The 15,756-nt window shown below is 59.8% G+C and carries 15 protein-coding genes; 5 read left to right on the top strand and 10 right to left on the bottom strand.

The features are described 5' to 3' along the window. Positions 1-24: 24 nt before the first annotated feature. The 3 genes from FHT71_RS15210 to FHT71_RS15200 are packed head-to-tail and all read left to right on the top strand — an operon-like array spanning position 25 to position 3,474. On the top strand, positions 25-780 hold the full coding sequence (locus FHT71_RS15210) for a Phenylacetic acid catabolic protein (protein ID WP_183720683.1): 756 nt from the start codon (positions 25-27) through the stop codon (positions 778-780). A 16-nt stretch (positions 781-796) separates the two neighbouring features. Further along, entirely contained in the window at positions 797-2,854 is a 2,058-nt protein-coding gene (gene paaZ / locus FHT71_RS15205) for a phenylacetic acid degradation bifunctional protein PaaZ (protein WP_183720680.1), read from the top strand. Positions 2,855-2,859: 5 nt separating this feature from the next. After that, positions 2,860-3,474 (top strand): transferase hexapeptide repeat family protein, encoded by a 615-nt coding sequence (locus FHT71_RS15200; RefSeq protein WP_183720773.1) that lies wholly within the window; start codon positions 2,860-2,862, stop codon positions 3,472-3,474. A 211-nt stretch (positions 3,475-3,685) separates the two neighbouring features. Here FHT71_RS15200 and FHT71_RS15195 read toward each other — a convergent pair whose 3' ends face one another. From FHT71_RS15195 to FHT71_RS15170, 6 genes are all read right to left on the bottom strand, one after another. Then, positions 3,686-4,693 (bottom strand): ScyD/ScyE family protein, encoded by a 1,008-nt coding sequence (locus FHT71_RS15195; protein WP_183720677.1) that lies wholly within the window; start codon positions 4,691-4,693, stop codon positions 3,686-3,688. Next, a complete protein-coding gene (locus FHT71_RS15190) occupies positions 4,672-5,412 on the bottom strand; it encodes an SUMF1/EgtB/PvdO family nonheme iron enzyme (protein WP_132590214.1) in 741 nt (246 codons plus the stop codon). Before FHT71_RS15190 ends, FHT71_RS15195 begins: the two co-directional genes overlap by 22 nt. A 16-nt stretch (positions 5,413-5,428) precedes the next feature. Further along, positions 5,429-6,490, bottom strand: a complete 1,062-nt coding sequence (locus FHT71_RS15185) for an ABC transporter ATP-binding protein (RefSeq protein ID WP_132590216.1) — start codon at positions 6,488-6,490, stop codon at positions 5,429-5,431. Positions 6,491-6,495: 5 nt separating this feature from the next. Continuing rightward, positions 6,496-7,371, bottom strand: a complete 876-nt coding sequence (locus FHT71_RS15180; protein WP_037083828.1) for a carbohydrate ABC transporter permease — start codon at positions 7,369-7,371, stop codon at positions 6,496-6,498. Further along, a complete protein-coding gene (locus FHT71_RS15175; protein WP_132590218.1) occupies positions 7,368-8,291 on the bottom strand; it encodes a sugar ABC transporter permease in 924 nt (307 codons plus the stop codon). Before FHT71_RS15175 ends, FHT71_RS15180 begins: the two co-directional genes overlap by 4 nt. A gap of 122 nt (positions 8,292-8,413) precedes the next feature. After that, the gene (locus FHT71_RS15170) at positions 8,414-9,673 is read right to left on the bottom strand and encodes an ABC transporter substrate-binding protein (RefSeq protein ID WP_132590220.1); all 1,260 of its coding nucleotides are present in this window, start codon (positions 9,671-9,673) and stop codon (positions 8,414-8,416) included. 440 nt (positions 9,674-10,113) lie between these two features. Here FHT71_RS15170 and FHT71_RS15165 point away from each other — a divergent pair, with 440 nt between their 5' ends. Beyond that, a complete protein-coding gene (locus tag FHT71_RS15165) occupies positions 10,114-11,526 on the top strand; it encodes a nodulation protein NfeD (RefSeq protein WP_183720675.1) in 1,413 nt (470 codons plus the stop codon). Between the two features lie 28 nt (positions 11,527-11,554). Further along, a complete protein-coding gene (locus FHT71_RS15160) occupies positions 11,555-12,316 on the top strand; it encodes a slipin family protein (RefSeq protein WP_132590224.1) in 762 nt (253 codons plus the stop codon). 73 nt (positions 12,317-12,389) lie between these two features. Here FHT71_RS15160 and FHT71_RS15155 read toward each other — a convergent pair whose 3' ends face one another. The 4 genes from FHT71_RS15155 to paaG all read right to left on the bottom strand — a co-directional run bounded on the left by FHT71_RS15155 (position 12,390) and on the right by paaG (position 15,677). After that, entirely contained in the window at positions 12,390-12,986 is a 597-nt protein-coding gene (locus FHT71_RS15155) for a TetR/AcrR family transcriptional regulator (RefSeq protein WP_132590226.1), read from the bottom strand. A gap of 106 nt (positions 12,987-13,092) precedes the next feature. Then, on the bottom strand, positions 13,093-14,403 hold the full coding sequence (gene paaK, locus FHT71_RS15150) for a phenylacetate--CoA ligase PaaK (RefSeq protein ID WP_132590228.1): 1,311 nt from the start codon (positions 14,401-14,403) through the stop codon (positions 13,093-13,095). Positions 14,404-14,436: 33 nt separating this feature from the next. Next, entirely contained in the window at positions 14,437-14,886 is a 450-nt protein-coding gene (paaI, locus tag FHT71_RS15145) for a hydroxyphenylacetyl-CoA thioesterase PaaI (protein WP_183720672.1), read from the bottom strand. Further along, a complete protein-coding gene (gene paaG, locus FHT71_RS15140) occupies positions 14,883-15,677 on the bottom strand; it encodes a 2-(1,2-epoxy-1,2-dihydrophenyl)acetyl-CoA isomerase PaaG (protein ID WP_183720669.1) in 795 nt (264 codons plus the stop codon). Before paaG ends, paaI begins: the two co-directional genes overlap by 4 nt. Positions 15,678-15,756: the final 79 nt, after the last annotated feature.

Raw genomic sequence — 15,756 nt, 5'->3', positions numbered from 1 at the left:
GGCGAGAGCGAGGGAGGAATGCCGATGTCCGATACGATGCCGATCGAGGAATATCTGCTCAAGGGCGGCGTGCTGACGTCGCCTGACAATGTGACCCCGCGCTATCGCGGCGAGCTTCTGCGCCTGATGGCGAGCTTCGTCGACAGCGAGCTTGCGGGTGCGGCCGGCTTTGCAGACACGATCAACGATGCGCCGGGCATCAAGGAACGCATTGCGTCCGCCAAGATCGTGCTTGAAAAGACCGACCACGCCGGCCGCGTGCTGGAGATCATGGGCAGCTTCGGTGCAGACACCGACCGCTATGCCGTGCATCATCCGTGGGGTGCCCGCCTGACGCGTGAGGCCGATATCGGCGCAGCACGCCAGGGCGGCGACATGCGCCTCTCGGTCTTCCACTATCCCTTGCAGGGATGGATCGACGCGGTTGTCATGAATATGCTGATGGGCACTGCAGGCACCATCCAGCTGCGGGAACTGACCCACGTCTCCTACCAGCCGCTCGCCGAAGTGTTCCGCGCGATTCTGCCGCGAGAGGCGCATCACACCGAACTTGGCGTCGAGGCGCTGAAGCGGATTGCTGAAAATGAAGACGGAGCGACGGCCGCGCGTGAAGCGATTGCCTACTGGCGCCCGCGCGTTGCGGCAAGCTTCGGACTCTCCGGCTCGACCCGCTACGAAACGCTGGCGCGTTTCGGTCTGCGCCATACCCCCAACGAGGCGCTGCTATCTGAATGGCAGGCAGCCGTCGATGCGCAGCTTGCTGCGCTCAATCTGAACTGACCGGAAGGATAAGACAATGAACGTTCTGGTAAACCCGCCGCGCCGCCTCCAAAGCTATGTCTACGGCCGCTGGGTTCCCGGCACGAAGGATGGCGCCGAACTGCTTGATGCCTCGACAGGCGTGCCGGTGGCGTTGATCGATTCCACCGGCGTCGACTTTGCGGCGTCTTTGGCGTACGGCCGCCAAAAGGCAGGCCCGGCGCTGCGACGCATGTCGTTTCACGAGCGCGCCGCCATGCTGAAGGCGCTTGGCCAGGCGTTGATGGACCGAAAGGAAGAATTCTACGCCCTTTCGTCGGCAACCGGTGCAACGAAGGCAGATAGCTGGATCGATATCGACGGCGGTATCGGCACGTTATTGTCCTACGCCTCAAAAGGCCGACGCGAGCTGCCCAATACCCGCGTGCTCGTTGATGGCGACGTGGAAACCCTGTCGCGCGACGGTACTTTCTCGGCCCGGCACATACTGTCGCCGCTGCAGGGCGTCGCTATTCATATCAATGCCTTCAACTTCCCGGTCTGGGGCATGCTGGAGAAGCTGGCACCGACACTGCTTGCGGGGATGCCGGCGATCGTCAAGCCGGCGAGCCAGACGGCCTATCTCACCGAACTCGTCGTCCGTCGCATGGTCGAAACCGGTCTGTTGCCGGAAGGCGCCGTGCAATTGATCTGCGGCTCCGTCGGCGATCTGCTCGACCACGTCGACGGCCAGGATGCTGTCACCTTCACCGGTTCGGCCTGGACGGGCCGAAAGCTGAAGACGCATCCTCCGATCATTGAGAATTCGGTACGCTTTACCATGGAGGCCGACAGCCTCAATGCCTCGGTTCTCGGTCTCGATGCCGCCCCCGGGACGGAGGAGTTCGATCTTTTCGTCAAGGAGGTCTCCCGCGAAATGACGGCAAAGGCCGGGCAGAAGTGCACGGCCATCCGCCGTGTCATCGTACCCCGCGCCTATTGCGAGGCACTGGTTTCCGTCCTTGGCGAGCGTCTTGGCAAGACTACGCTTGGCAATGCCACCGATGAAACCGTCCGCATGGGCCCGCTTGCAAGCCTTGCCCAGCGTGACGAGGTTCGCCAGCGCATCGGCGATCTCCTCGCCGATGCCGAGATCGTCGTCGGCGATCCAGATAATCCGCGCATTGTGTCGGGTGATGCCGAGGCCGGCGCCTTCCTCAATCCGGTCCTGCTTTATTGCGACAAGCCATGGCAAGCCAAGGCGGTGCACGATGTCGAAGCCTTCGGCCCGGTCAGCACGGTCATGCCTTATGACAGTGCCGAGGAGGCGGTGGATCTTGCCCGTCGCGGCAAGGGAAGCCTGGTATCCTCGGTCTTTACCAACGACCCTGCCTTTGCCGAAGAGGTCGTTCTCGGTATGGCCCCCTTCCACGGCCGCGTGCTGATCGGCAACCGCGTGAGTGCCAAGACGTCGACCGGGCATGGCTCACCGCTGCCGGGCCTGGTGCACGGTGGTCCAGGACGCGCCGGCGGTGGCGAGGAGCTCGGTGGGCTGCGCGGCGTCAAGCACTACATGCAGCGCACCGCCGTGCAAGGTTCGCCCACACTTCTGTCGGCGGTCACGGGCCGTTGGGTTTCGGATGCCGAGGTGCGCAAGGATGGTGAGCATCCCTTCCGCAAGTCGCTGGCCGAATTGCGCATCGGCGACCAGCTGGTCACCGGCACGCGCAAAGTCACGCTTGAGGATATCGAGCATTTTGCCAATTTCACCGGTGATACCTTCTACGCTCACATGGACGAGGAGGCTGCCCGCGCCAATCCGTTCTTCGATGGGCGCGTTGCCCACGGCTATCTGATCGTTTCCTTCGCTGCCGGTCTCTTCGTCGACCCAGCCCCTGGCCCGGTTCTCGCCAATTACGGGGTCGACAACCTGCGCTTCCTCACGCCAGTCAATCCGGGCGATACGCTGCAGGTGCAATTGACCTGCAAGGAGATCAACCCGCGTATCGGCGCCGAGCATGGCGAAGTGCGCTGGGATTGCCGTGTTAGCAACCAGAGTGGCGCGACGGTTGCTCAATACGACGTGCTGACGATGGTGGCCAAGACAAGGGCTTGATTAAGATGGCGCAGGTCTATTCCTATGATGGCGTCGTACCGGTGATCCACCCAACGGCTTTCGTCCATCCGGCCGCCGTGGTGATTGGTGACGTCATCATTGGATCGGCCTGCTATGTTGGCCCCTGCGCCGTATTGCGCGGCGATTTCGGGCGGATCGTCATGGAACGTGGCTCGAACGTCCAGGAGACCTGCGTCGTTCACAGCTTTCCTGATGTGGAGGTGGTGATCGGCGAAGACGGTCATATCGGCCACGGCGCCGTGCTGCACGGCTGCCGCATCGGTCGCAATGCCATGGTCGGGATGAATGCAGTCGTCATGGACGAAGCGGTAATTGGCGAAAATTCGATTGTTGCCGCCTTGGCTTTCGTCAAGGCAGGTGCTGAAATCCCGGCAAACAGCCTGGCGGTCGGATCACCTGCCAGGGTCATTCGCGAACTCAGCGAAAAAGAAATCGCCTGGAAGCGCCAGGGAACGGGCGTCTATCAGCGCCTCGCGCTGGAAGCCAAGGACAAACTTCGACCCGTCGAGCCGCTCAGCGAACCAGAGGCGGATCGCCGGCGGATCCAGGCTCCCGCGTATGACCCGCTGATCTTGGAGCGGCTGAAATTCGGTGATTGAGCCAAGGCATGCCCCCGAACGGGAAAGGGGTTCGGGACAAGACATGCAGCCGCGGCCAGCTGGATGCTATCGCCCAGTCAAGAGCGGATAGGGGAACGCGATCTTCTCGGCTGGAAAAAGCTCGCGGCCGTCGTGGACAAGGCAGCGCAATTGCTCAAGGCGCCAAAAAAGCATGTGCATCAATCTAGGACCAAAACCGGGATCGCCACGGTTAGCGAGCAGATTCGCGCGTCAGAACATAGAGGTTGCCGTCCAACGCGGAAACGACGATCCGCCGCTCGTCCCAGACAAGCACAGACACCGGGCGGGTCAGGCCCTCGAGAATAACCTTCGGTTCCCGCGTCATCTTATTGAACTTAAGCAATCTCCCACTCGCCTTGCGAAAACCTTCCTTCTGGTCGTAGGTGCCGTGCTCGAGGACAAGCATCTCTCCATCGTTGTCGAAAGCAATGCTGACGGGCGCATTGAGCGCTTCGACGTCAATGTGCGGCATTGACTGATCGCCAGCCTCGGGAACAGAAACGATCTCTCCGGCATCGGTAAGGAAGGGAAAGCCGCCGAACAGCGCTATATAGAGGCGTCCACCGTGAAGGGCGATACCGGTCGGCACCGCATCGGTTTCGTAGCTGTTGCCTTCGGTGAACTCCGTCGGCGAAAGGTTGCGGAGTGCCGTGGCTGCCTGCCCCATGCGGCGGAATGTCAGAATCGTGCTTTTGCTGCCGTCTGGCTGTAGACGTTCGACACTGTTTCGAGCGGAGTCTATCACGTAGTAGCTTGCGCGCGCCGCAATGAAGTCGAACGGATTCCAGAAATCGCTGCTGATGACACGGACCTGACCGGCCGCGTCGAGCGCAACGAGCGCGTGGTCAAACGGCCCTTCTTTCGAGCCGACTGGCGTCCATCCCTGAGCGACGACAAGGCCATCGTGGGCGCGCACGACACGATATGGACCGGTCGGGTCGCCGATCACGTCGAGGCCATGGGGAAATACCGGACCGAATGCGACAAGCTTGCCGTCCGTGCCGCGCCGGTAGAGCCGGCCGCTGGCCAGATCACTGACGAGCAGGCCTTCGCCGTCGCGAGATAGGCCGGCGAAGGCAGCACCAGGCGTGTTGAAGGTCTTAAGCGTGTAACCGGGCGGCGCCGTCGGTTCCGCACCGGCGCCGGCGGCGAGCAGCAGAAAACCGGTGACGACGATCAAGGTGTAGAACGGACGCATCTGAAGCCACCGTTGGCTGAGAACCGGAATTCCGGATCATAGGCGAGCCGATAGGTCGTTGTCAGGTGGTTTGGATCGCTGTTCCAAGAGCCACCACGAAGCACGCGGTACAGCCCGGCACTCCTCACCGCGCTCCCGCCTTCATACGGCGCGTAGACGTCACGGGTCCACTCCCAGACATTGCCGACAAGATTGAGGATGCCCTCTTTGCTTGCGCCATCAGCGAAGGACACCGCTGGTGCGGTCATCGGATACCCATCGCGCGCGTCGCCGGAACAACAGACATCCGCTCCCGAATTTGCCCGCGCATTGCCCGGTGGCACCTCGCCCCATGGAAACGCGCTGCCCTGAGTTCCTCGCGCCGCCCGCTCGTATTGTTGTTCCGATGGAAGAACCAACCCATAGTGACGGCAAAATGCATCGGCGTCTCCCCAACTCACCCCGACGACCGGCCGGTCGTCCAATCCCAGGATTGGATGATTGGCGTAAAAGGCTGCACGATGGCCGGTCTCCTTGACGAAGAGCCCATACTGCTGGTTTGTAATCTCGGTGCGATTGATTGCAAACGCCTGCCCCTCCAGTTCGCGTCGCGGGCGTTCGTTTTCAGGGCCGTCGTCGCGGCCGAAGATGAACGTCCCGGGAGGAATCTCAATCAGCGGATTTCCAGCGATGAGGCCGCCATCGTCAGCGGTCGCAGCAAATGCAAGGATGATCACCATCACTGCCGCCCAAAGGCTAGAAGTCCACACGATCTTTGGTCTCGCCATTGAACAGAAATACGCGATCCGCCGCGACCTTGACGCCGATCTGCTGGTCGATCTGACCCGTGAAATTCTTGTCGGCACGCAAGGTCATGAGTTGACCTCCCAACCGTAGGCTCACAAGCGTGTTCTCGCCGGTGAGTTCAGCCGAATAGATCGGCGCGACCAGATTGACGTCTGCGTCACCGGCATCAGTCGGGTGGACGTCCTCCGGCCGGACGCCGAGGACAGCGCCAGAGAGGGTCACCCGGCCGATACCGCCGACCCTGAGACCGCCGCTAACGAACACACCGTCTCTCACTTCTCCTGGAATTAGGTTCATCGGCGGCGAGCCAATAAAGCCGGCAACGAAGAGCGTGCGCGGATCGTTATAGATCTCCCGCGGGCTCCCAAGCTGCTCGATAACGCCCTTGTTCATCACGGCCACGCGATGGGCAAGCGTCATCGCTTCGATCTGGTCATGGGTGACGTAGATCGTCGTGACCTGCAGCTCATGTTGCAGGTGCTTCAGCTCGGCGCGCATCTGTGTGCGCAGCTTGGCATCGAGATTGGACAGCGGTTCGTCCATCAGAAAGACGCGTGGCGTGCGCACGATAGCGCGGGCAAGTGCCACGCGCTGGCGCTGACCGCCGGAAAGTTCCTTCGGCAGCCGCGACAACATAGAGTCGAGTTCCACACGCCGTGCGACCTCGGCTATTCGTCGCTTGCATTCAGCGGGCGGCACTTTGCGGATCTTCAGCGGGTAGCCGATGTTGTCTTCGACGGTAAGGTGCGGATACAAAGCATATGACTGGAATACCATTGCAACGTCGCGATACTTGGGAAGGACACCGTTGACGCGGTCCTCGTTGATGTAGATGTCACCGAACGTCGCTTCCTCGAGACCCGCGACCATCCGCATGGTCGTTGTCTTGCCGCAACCGGAAGGTCCGAGCAAAACGAGAAACTCCTTGTCCCTGATGTCGAGGTTGAAATCATTTACGGCAACGAATTCGCCGAATTTCTTGCAGACGTTTTTGAATGTGACGGACGCCATAGGTCTCAACCTTTGATGGCACCCAGGGACAATCCCCGGACGAGATGCTTCTGGACGATGAAGGCGAAGATGACGATTGGCACGCAGGCCATGAAGCCCGCCGCACTGATTTCACCCCAATAGGTGTTGTACTGCGTTACGCGCCCGGCAATGCCGATCGGCAGCGTCTGCGACTGCTCGGTGAGCGTGATGATGAGGGAAAGTAGAAACTCGTTCCACGAGATGATCAGACAGAAGATGGCGGTGGCCGCAAGCCCAGGCCGGGCAAGAGGTAACGCCACATGCAGGAATGCGCCCCACCGTGTGTCGCCGTCGACGATCGCCGCCTCCTCCAGTTCGACCGGAAGATCCTGGAAATAGCTCTTCATCATCCACGTTGCGAACGGCAGATTGAAGGCAGTGTAGGCGACGATGAGAGCCGACTTGGTGTTGAGCATGTCGAAATAGTTGAAGAACAGGTAGAGCGGAATGATGCTGACGATAGGCGGCATCATGCGCGTCGACAGGATCCAGAACGAAATCTGCTTCCGCCACTGCCAGGGATAGCTGAACCGTGCCAAGGCATAGCCGGCCATTGTGCCGAAGGTCACGGAAATGATCGTCGTTCCTACAGCGACGAGAAAGCTATTCAACGCGTAGCGTAGGAACGGACGCTGAATAAACGCTTCGCTATAGTGTTTTAGGGTGGGGTTGCGCGGCAGCCACTCCGGCGGCACCGCGAATATGTCGATATCATATTTGAACGAGTTGGTCGCGATCCAATAGATCGGAAAAAGTGTGACGACCAGCGCGACAACGATCGTCAGATAGGCCAGCAGGCGGATGAGCACCTCTGTGGTCCGACTGCGCGCGTGTATGGTTTTGGGCAGTGTCATGGTCATTCCGCCAACCGCATGCGTTTCATGAACCAGGTGCTTAAGACGATCGTCACAAAGAGCACGAAAAGCGACATCGCCGCCGCGTAGCCTGGATCGGCGAAGCGGTAGGCGACCTGATAGATATAAAGGCTCAAGACCTTGGTCCGGTCAGCCGGCCCTCCTCCCGTCAGTATGAAGACCAGATCGAAAAGACGCAGTGCATCCATGACACGCAGAAGGAGCGCAATGGCGATAACCGGCTTGAGGAACGGCAGCGTCAGGTCCCGGAACTGCTGCCAGGACGAGGCTCCGTCGAGCGCGGCGGCCTCGTATGGCTCGACCGGCAAGCTGGCCAACCCCGCCAACATGAGAAGGAATATGAAGGGTGTCCATTGCCAGACATCAGCGACGATGATCGAGAACATCGCAAGATTCACGTCGCCCGCCCATGCCTGCAATGGCAGACCGAGGCGGAACATGATTTCGTTCAGGACGCCGAACTGAGGTTCATAGATGAGCTTCCATGTGATCGCGACCGCGATCGGCGGCAGCATCATCGGGATCATCAGGACTGTCTTCAGAAAGGTCAACTTGCGAATGAACTTATCGAGGAGCAGCGCCAGGCCGAGACCGAGGATGAATTCCGCCGTCACCGCCGCGACCGTAAATACGGTGGTGTTCCAGACAGCGACGTGAAATTGCGTGTCGGAAAAAAGCCGCGCGAAATTACCGGCACCGACGAACGTCCAGGGCAGATCGGGATTCGGGCTGATTTTGTGAACCGCCGCATAGAACATGTAGACGCTGGGAAAGATCGTCAGGCCGAGGAGTATGAGTACCGTCGGCGCAGGCATGAGGAAGCGCAAATGCCGCTCTACCCATCGCTCCAAACCGCCACCCGTTCGAAGCGGCGCGGCCACAGTTCCGCTCTCCGACGTCAACATTGACCACTCCCGTAAAGCCCTGCCCCGACGCGCCTGAATTCTCGGGTTTCAAGCTCATCGGACGCGATTGCCGGCGCAGCAAGGGAGCGGCGTCCGAAAACCCCGCTCCGAATAGCTGTTGCCTAGTAAAGGTTGGTAATCCGTGAGACCGCCTCCTGCGAGTTCTTCAGAGCCTCTTGCGGCGTGATCGTACCTGCGACCGCCTTGGAAAGCTCTATGCCGAAGGCGTTCTCGATCTCTGGCCACTTCGGGTGACGCGGACGGGGAGTCGAGGCCTGGATCGCCTCCATCAACACCGGATAGTGCCGGAACTTCTCCTGCGAGGTCAGTTCCGGGTCGGTGAAGACCGAGGTCCGGACAGGCGGATTGCCCCGTAGGGCCGAAATCTTGATCTGTTCAGGCGAGGTCGCCCACATCATGAAGTCGAAAGCTTCCTGCTTATTCTTGGAGGCCGACATGATGCCCATGGTCCAGTGGCCGATTTCCGAGCTGCCCGGTTTCGTTCCAGCAGGAATGGGACTGTAGGAGATTTTGCCGACCATCTTCGATTGGGTCGGATCTTCAAAGGTCGCAACCCAGTTCGGCCAGTTGATCGATGAAGCAGCAGTACCGGCGGCTAGCGCCGTGCCAACCTCGTTGGCGTTGTAGCTCTCCACTCCCTTCGGCGAGACATCGCGTAGCGCCATGAATGTCTTCATGGCAGCGGCCCCTTCAGACGTGTCGATCGTTACCTTGGTTCGGTCGGCGTTGAACATATCCGCACCATAGGACCAGAAGATCGGCATGAAATCGGCAACCACCGGATTTCCCTGGCCGCCTCGGAAGACGTAACCGAAATAACGGCCACCTCCGCTTTCTGTCAGCTTCGTACTCGCCTTCAACACGTCATCCCAAGTCTTTGGAGCATCTACGCCAGCTTCCTTGTACTTGGCAGCGTCATAGAAAAACATCTGCGCATTTCCCACATAGGGCAGACATACATAGGGCCCCGTATTGTAGGGATTGCGGCAGACCGCCAGCGACTTCGAAAGGAAATCACTGTCAGGCCCCTCCATTCCGGCCTTCTTGAAGTAGGCGGTCAGATCTTCCAGATGTCCATTCTCGGCGAAAAACGGAATCCACGGATCGTCCATCAGGATAATGTCGAAGACACCGGACTTGGTGGCGCCGGCATTGGCGCCCTGCTCGAACACGTTGGCATAGGGCGCCTGGACGGCCTCCACCTTCGTGCCCTTCAACTTTCCATAGTCTTCGGCAGCGGCCCTGAGACCGTCGCCCTCGCTGCCCGATGGCACGAGGATCGTGATGTCAGCCCATGCGGCTCCGTTGATCGCCAGCGCGGACGTCGCTATAGCCAAGGTGAGAAACAATCTGCGAAGCATTGTACACCTCCCATTCCGAGATGTTATCCCGAGGCCTCTTTATCGGGGGATTCAGTCTTTCCAGCATGGCGGAAACGCTACCTCGACACACAGGCGAACCACTCTGCGAAAAGTCGAAACGTCGCCGGGCATCTCATCCTCGAGCGAGTTGCAAATTTTATCACATCGGGAGCTATATTTAGAGTGTCTGTATTGGCATTTTCTGTATTTTTGCCCTGGTGGTCATCGCAGTTCTGGGGTCAGTTTTCCGACCTCCGAAGCTTTCTGAGGAAGGGGTTGCGGCAACAATCGCCATTGCGCTTTGCAGCCCGTCCGAGGATCGAGACGTCGCATCCTCGCAAGCTAAGCGTTCGAGCGAAAGCTTGAGCTTTGCGTTCGTCTCTGGACGTCCCTGCGATGCTTTCCTTTCTCTTTGTGATTTCTGACATATATTAGAAATCATGCGCGTTCCGCAGGTCGTAGCGCTGAACTTAAAGCGTTGGCGGTGGCTGCCGCCAATCCTGATCTTGTTGTTCTCGCTGCTACCAACTCTGGGCATCTTCGCGCTATCGGCGTCGTCGCAATCCAATCGCGCTGCGGTCGTCCTGAAGGTGAACGGCGCCATCGGGCCCGCAACAGCAGATTATGTGATACGAGGCCTTCAGCGTGCTGGCGAACATGGAGCGGGCTTGATCATCCTGCAGATGGACACGCCCGGCGGCCTTGACACCTCGATGCGGAAAATCATTCGCGCCATCCTTGCCTCGCCCGTGCCTGTCGCGGGCTTCGTCGCACCGAGCGGGGCACGGGCTGCCAGCGCCGGCACCTATATTCTCTACGCAAGCCACATTGCGGCGATGGCGCCAGGCACCAACCTAGGAGCAGCGACACCGATCGCGCTCGGCGCAAACCCTTTTGGCGGCGATACGAAACCCGGACAAGAACCGAGCAAGCAAAATGACAAGCAGGCCGAGGCTCCAGGCAGCGCCAGCGACAAAAAACTCGTTAACGACGCGGTGGCGTACATTCGCGGGCTTGCGGAATTGCGCAATCGCAACGCCGAATGGGCAGAGCGGGCTGTGCGGGAAGCCGCAAGCCTTTCATCGACGGCTGCCGTGCGCGAACATGTCATTGATTTCACGGCAGTTGATGTCAACGATCTCCTTGCGCAGACACAGGCGCGCATGGTGCGGGTCGGTCAAACGGATGTCCGCCTCGATACCGCCGGTTTAGCCGTGCAGGAATTCGAGCCGGACTGGCGCACACGCCTGCTTTCCGTGATTACCGATCCGAACATCGCGATCATCCTGATGATGGTCGGTATCTATGGCCTGATCTTTGAATTTCTTGCCCCCGGGACAATGCTTCCGGGCACGATCGGCGGCATCTGCCTCCTTCTTGGTCTCTATGCCTTGGCATTACTCCCGGTGAGTTTTGCCGGCATTGGGCTCATTTTCCTCGGCGTCGGATTGACAGTGGCTGAGATACATTCGCCAAGCTTCGGCGCCTTGGGCGTCGGTGGCGGGGTAGCCGTGATCCTGGGCGCAACCATTCTGTTTGATACGGATATGCCAGGCCTGGAGGTTTCGCGCCCGGTACTGGGCGCAATCGCTCTTGCATGCCTCGCTTTCAGCCTTCTCGTTGCTCGCCTCGCATTTACCTCGCGGTGGCGCGTAGTCGCTACTGGTGCGGAGCAGATGATCGGGATTTCGGGCCAGGTTGAGAGCTGGGGTGGGGCCACGGGTTACGTCATCGCGCATGGCGAGCGCTGGAAAGCGATTTCCACCGAGACGCTTACCGCTGGCGACGCCGTCAGCGTGATCGCCCGCAACGGGCTGACGCTTAAGGTCGAGAGGCGCCCCAACGAGACTTAGCCGCCTTCAGAAAGCAGGAGAAGACGTCATGGGTATGTTTGTAAATCTCGCCTTTTATCTCGTGGCGATCCTTATCTTGCTCATCATCGTCGCATCCGCGGTCAAGATCCTGCGGGAATACGAACGCGGCGTCGTTTTCACGCTTGGCCGCTTTACCGGCGTTAAGGGACCCGGCTTGATATTCCTCATCCCCTACGTCCAGCAGATGATACGGGTCGACTTGCGCACGCGAGTACTCGATGTCCCCAGTCAGGACGTTATTTCTCATGACAACGTCTCGGTCCGCGTCAGCGCAGTGATCTACTTCCGCGTCATCGATCCCGAGAAGTCGACGATACAGGTCGAGGACTTCATGATGGCGACAAGCCAGCTTGCCCAGACGACATTGCGCTCGGTACTCGGCAAGCACGACCTCGATGAAATGCTGGCGGAACGTGACAGGCTCAACTCCGACATTCAGGAAATCCTTGACGCTCAGACGGATGCCTGGGGCATCAAAGTCGCCACTGTCGAGATCAAACATGTCGACATCAACGAATCGATGATCCGCGCGATTGCTCGCCAAGCGGAAGCCGAGCGCGAGCGCCGCGCAAAGGTCATCAATGCCGAGGGTGAACAGCAGGCAGCCGCAAAGCTCCTCGAAGCGGCCGAAATACTCGCCAGGCAGCCGGAGGCCATGCAACTACGCTATTTAAGCACTTTGAACATCATCGCCAGCGAAAAGAGCTCAACGATCTTGTTTCCCTTTCCGATGGAGCTCGGTAATCTAATGCCGGCCAAACCGAAATAATCAACCGTCTGGGTTCAGCCCCGTTTGCAAAGCGCAACAAGTGAATCTGAACGATCGCCATGCGCTTCAGCGCTCAGCGCACCGCCTTGACGCCCTCGAGGATCAAGGTGGTGGCGATGTCGGCATATTCGTCACGACTGACGGGACCGCCCGGGCGGAACCACATATAGACCCAGTTCATCATCCCGAAGAGCGACATTGTCACCGGCATCAGCAGCGGCTTGTTTGCATTGAGATCCGGATTGATCTCGATGATTGTGTTGGAAAAGCGCTTGACGATCCGGCGCTCGATTGCCCGCAGTTCGTCAAGCTGCTCAGTTGAGAGCGCGCTCGTGCCGTTCAGCTGCACTTTATGCTCGTTGTCCGCGTCGCGATAATTTTCCAGCACCTGCCGCACCAGCAGCCGAAGTCTCTCCTGAGGCGTCGCCTCAGGTTCGTCTGCGGCGGCGACGGCGGCTTCCAGTTCCTCGAGATGGTTGCGAATGATGTCGAAAATCAACGCGTCCTTGCTCGGGTAGTAATGGTAAAGCAGGGCTTTGGAAACGTTGCTGCGCGAGGCAATGTGAGCCATGGAGGCTTTCTCCATCCCCATCTCGGCAAAGACGGCGGCGGCGCTGCTCAAGAGGCTGCGTTGTTTCTCTTCAAAGTCGATCGCGCGCGTTCGTGCCATGTTGTCCTGCGTTCCTGTTCTTCCTCCGCGCCCTCCACGCGACGAGCTCGTGACAGCTCTTGTTGGGTGCTACCGGAATGGTCATCACGCCGGGAAGCCGTCATCCTTATTCCTTCGGTCTGTTGTCGACGACCCGTTTCGCCTTGCCCTCGGAGCGTGCGACTCCACCGGGGTCGCGAATCTCGATCTTTGTGGTAACACCAACGACGCTCTTGATGTAGTGGGCAAGGGATTTTGCCGAGGAAGCACGTGCAATTTCGTCGGCAGCCTCCGGCGTACACTCGACATGAACCGTCATCTCGTCCATGCGGCCGGTGCGGCTGAGCTCGATCTGGAAATGCGGGGCAAGCCCCCGACACTTCAGGATCTGCTCTTCGATCTGCGTCGGGAAGACGTTGACGCCGCGAAGGATCATCATGTCGTCCGATCGACCGGTGATCTTTTCGATGCGCCGCATGGAGCGCGCCGTGCCAGGCAGGAGCCGCGTCAGGTCGCGGGTGCGATAACGAATGATCGGCAAGCCTTCCTTGGTCAGCGTCGTGAAGACGAGTTCGCCCATTTCGCCATCAGGCAGAACGTCGCCCGTCGCCGGGTCAACGATCTCCGGATAGAAGTGATCTTCCCAGATGTGCAGACCATCCTTGGTCTCGACGCACTCACTGGCAACGCCGGGCCCCATGACTTCCGAAAGACCGTAAATATCGACCGCATGCATGTCGAACGACTGCTCGATCTCCTGGCGCATGGCGTTTGTCCAAGGCTCGGCGCCAAAGATCCCAACGGCCAGCGAGCTTTCACGCGGATCGATCCCCTGGCGGCGGAATTCGTCGAGGATGGAGAGCATATAGGAGGGCGTCACCATGATGATGCGTGGCTTGAAGTCCTGCATCAGCGTGACCTGCCGCTCGGTCATGCCACCCGACATCGGCACGACAGTACAGCCAAGCCGCTCGGCGCCGTAGTGGGCACCCAGGCCGCCGGTGAAGAGCCCATAGCCGTAAGCGACATGAACCATATCGCCGCGGCGGCCGCCGGCGGCGCGAATGGAGCGTGCCACCACATCCGCCCAGATATCGATATCCTTCTGCGTATAGCCGACGACGGTCGGCTTGCCGGTGGTGCCGGATGAACCATGAATGCGGGTCAGCTTTTCGCGTGGGACGGCAAACATTCCGAACGGATAGGTATCGCGGAGGTCCTTCTTGGTCGTGAAGGGGAACTTTGCAAGATCGGCCAGCGATTTCAGATCCGAGGGATGGACGCCTGCCTCGTCAAATCGCGCACGGTAGAAGGGTGAGTTCTCGTAGGCGTGGCAAAGCGACCATTTCATCCGGTCAAGCTGAAGTGCTGCAATCTCGTCACGCGATGCTGTTTCGATCGCGTCGAGATCCCCGCAGCGGGGTGATAGGTCTTCCATGTCTGTCTCCTCCGAGATGAATGACCGGCGGCTTTACGCCTCTTCCGGCAAAAGCGTGCCCTTGACGGTGCGCGAGTGGCCGCGGAACTCGGCAATGTGCTCGCCGTTCTGATTGGTCACGTTGATATCGTAAATGCCGCCACGACCGCGCCGCGAGACCTCCCGCGCGATTGCCGTCAGGCAGTCGCCGGCAAAGGCCGGTGCGATATAGGTGACCGAACAGTGCTGTGCGACGGCCCGGTGATTGTAGGTGTTGCAAGCAAAGGCGAATGCGGAATCGGCCAGCGTGAAGATGTATCCGCCGTGGCAGGTCCCGTGGCCGTTGGTCATCTCAGGCTTGATGGCCATCGATATCACCGCCATCCCGGGCGCCACGCGTTCCATCGTCATGCCGAGGTGACGCGTCGCATTATCCTCGCGCCACATTGCGTCGGCGCAGGCATCGGCAAGCTCCTGCGCTGTCAGAACGAGCCTATCCGTCATTGTCCCTTGAACTCCGGCTTGCGCTTTTCCAGGAAGGCTAAGACGCCTTCGGCGTAGTCCGCGCTGCGTCCAGCCTCGCGCTGCAGATCGCGTTCAAGCTCCAGTTGCTCATCCAACGAATTGGTCGTCGCAGCCTGGATGGCGCGCTTGGTCATGCCGAGGCCCTTTGTCGGTCCGGCTGCGAGTCTGGTGGCAAGAGCATTGGCTTCATCAAGAAGCTCAGCATCGTCGACCGCCTTCCAGATCAGGCCCCAGCTTGCCGCTGTTTCCGCATCGAGCGGCTCGGCGGTCAATGCCAGCGCCTTGGCGCGCGCCTCGCCAAGCAGGCGTGGCAGGCTCCAGGTGCCCCCGGAATCGGGTACCAGACCGATCTTGGCGAAGGCTTGAATGAAACGCGCCGAGCGCGCAGCCAATGTGATGTCGCAAGCAAGCGCGATATTGGCGCCGGCACCTGCGGCAACGCCGTTCACGGCGCAGATGACCGGCTTTTCGAGTGTCCTGATCAGACGGATCAGGGGGTTGTAGAAAAGCTCGATCGTGCGTCCAAGGTCGGGGGCCGCCCCACCATTGCGCGGATCGCGATCGCCGAGATCCTGCCCGGCACAAAAAGCCCGACCGGCGCCAGTCAGAAGCACAGCCCGCACGGATGCATCCTGATGCGCGCGTTCGAAGCCGGCGCGCAGCGCCAGATGCATCTCTTCGTTGAAGGCATTGAGCTTGTCGGGGCGGTTGAGGGCCAAAGTAAGGACGCCACCTGCAAACGCCGATAGGACGGTGTCGGATTCGGACATGTTTCCTCCAGTTCCGCCAGGATCGGGCGGTGCATGAAAAAACTCTTGCATAAACCGACCGGCCGGTCAATTATAATTC

Source organism: Rhizobium sp. BK060, assembly GCF_014193145.1.
Classification (GTDB): Bacteria; Pseudomonadota; Alphaproteobacteria; order Rhizobiales; family Rhizobiaceae; genus Rhizobium.
Note: the sequence above shows the minus strand (reverse complement) of the source record. Positions and strands in the feature narration are given on the sequence as shown.

What these genes read in the sequence shown, in the direction of transcription:
- FHT71_RS15185 (WP_132590216.1), bottom strand. Translation starts at nt 6,490, where the DNA reads ATGGCGTCCGTCACATTCAAAAACGTCTGCAAGAAATTCGGCGAATTC.
- paaG (WP_183720669.1), bottom strand. Translation starts at nt 15,677, where the DNA reads ATGTCCGAATCCGACACCGTCCTATCGGCGTTTGCAGGTGGCGTCCTT.
- FHT71_RS15170 (WP_132590220.1), bottom strand. Translation starts at nt 9,673, where the DNA reads ATGCTTCGCAGATTGTTTCTCACCTTGGCTATAGCGACGTCCGCGCTG.
- FHT71_RS15160 (WP_132590224.1), top strand. Translation starts at nt 11,555, where the DNA reads ATGGGTATGTTTGTAAATCTCGCCTTTTATCTCGTGGCGATCCTTATC.
- FHT71_RS15155 (WP_132590226.1), bottom strand. Translation starts at nt 12,986, where the DNA reads ATGGCACGAACGCGCGCGATCGACTTTGAAGAGAAACAACGCAGCCTC.
- FHT71_RS15210 (WP_183720683.1), top strand. Translation starts at nt 25, where the DNA reads ATGTCCGATACGATGCCGATCGAGGAATATCTGCTCAAGGGCGGCGTG.
- paaI (WP_183720672.1), bottom strand. Translation starts at nt 14,886, where the DNA reads ATGACGGATAGGCTCGTTCTGACAGCGCAGGAGCTTGCCGATGCCTGC.
- FHT71_RS15200 (WP_183720773.1), top strand. Translation starts at nt 2,860, where the DNA reads ATGGCGCAGGTCTATTCCTATGATGGCGTCGTACCGGTGATCCACCCA.
- paaZ (WP_183720680.1), top strand. Translation starts at nt 797, where the DNA reads ATGAACGTTCTGGTAAACCCGCCGCGCCGCCTCCAAAGCTATGTCTAC.
- FHT71_RS15195 (WP_183720677.1), bottom strand. Translation starts at nt 4,693, where the DNA reads ATGCGTCCGTTCTACACCTTGATCGTCGTCACCGGTTTTCTGCTGCTC.
- FHT71_RS15175 (WP_132590218.1), bottom strand. Translation starts at nt 8,291, where the DNA reads ATGTTGACGTCGGAGAGCGGAACTGTGGCCGCGCCGCTTCGAACGGGT.
- FHT71_RS15190 (WP_132590214.1), bottom strand. Translation starts at nt 5,412, where the DNA reads ATGGTGATCATCCTTGCATTTGCTGCGACCGCTGACGATGGCGGCCTC.
- FHT71_RS15180 (WP_037083828.1), bottom strand. Translation starts at nt 7,371, where the DNA reads ATGACCATGACACTGCCCAAAACCATACACGCGCGCAGTCGGACCACA.
- FHT71_RS15165 (WP_183720675.1), top strand. Translation starts at nt 10,114, where the DNA reads ATGCGCGTTCCGCAGGTCGTAGCGCTGAACTTAAAGCGTTGGCGGTGG.
- paaK (WP_132590228.1), bottom strand. Translation starts at nt 14,403, where the DNA reads ATGGAAGACCTATCACCCCGCTGCGGGGATCTCGACGCGATCGAAACA.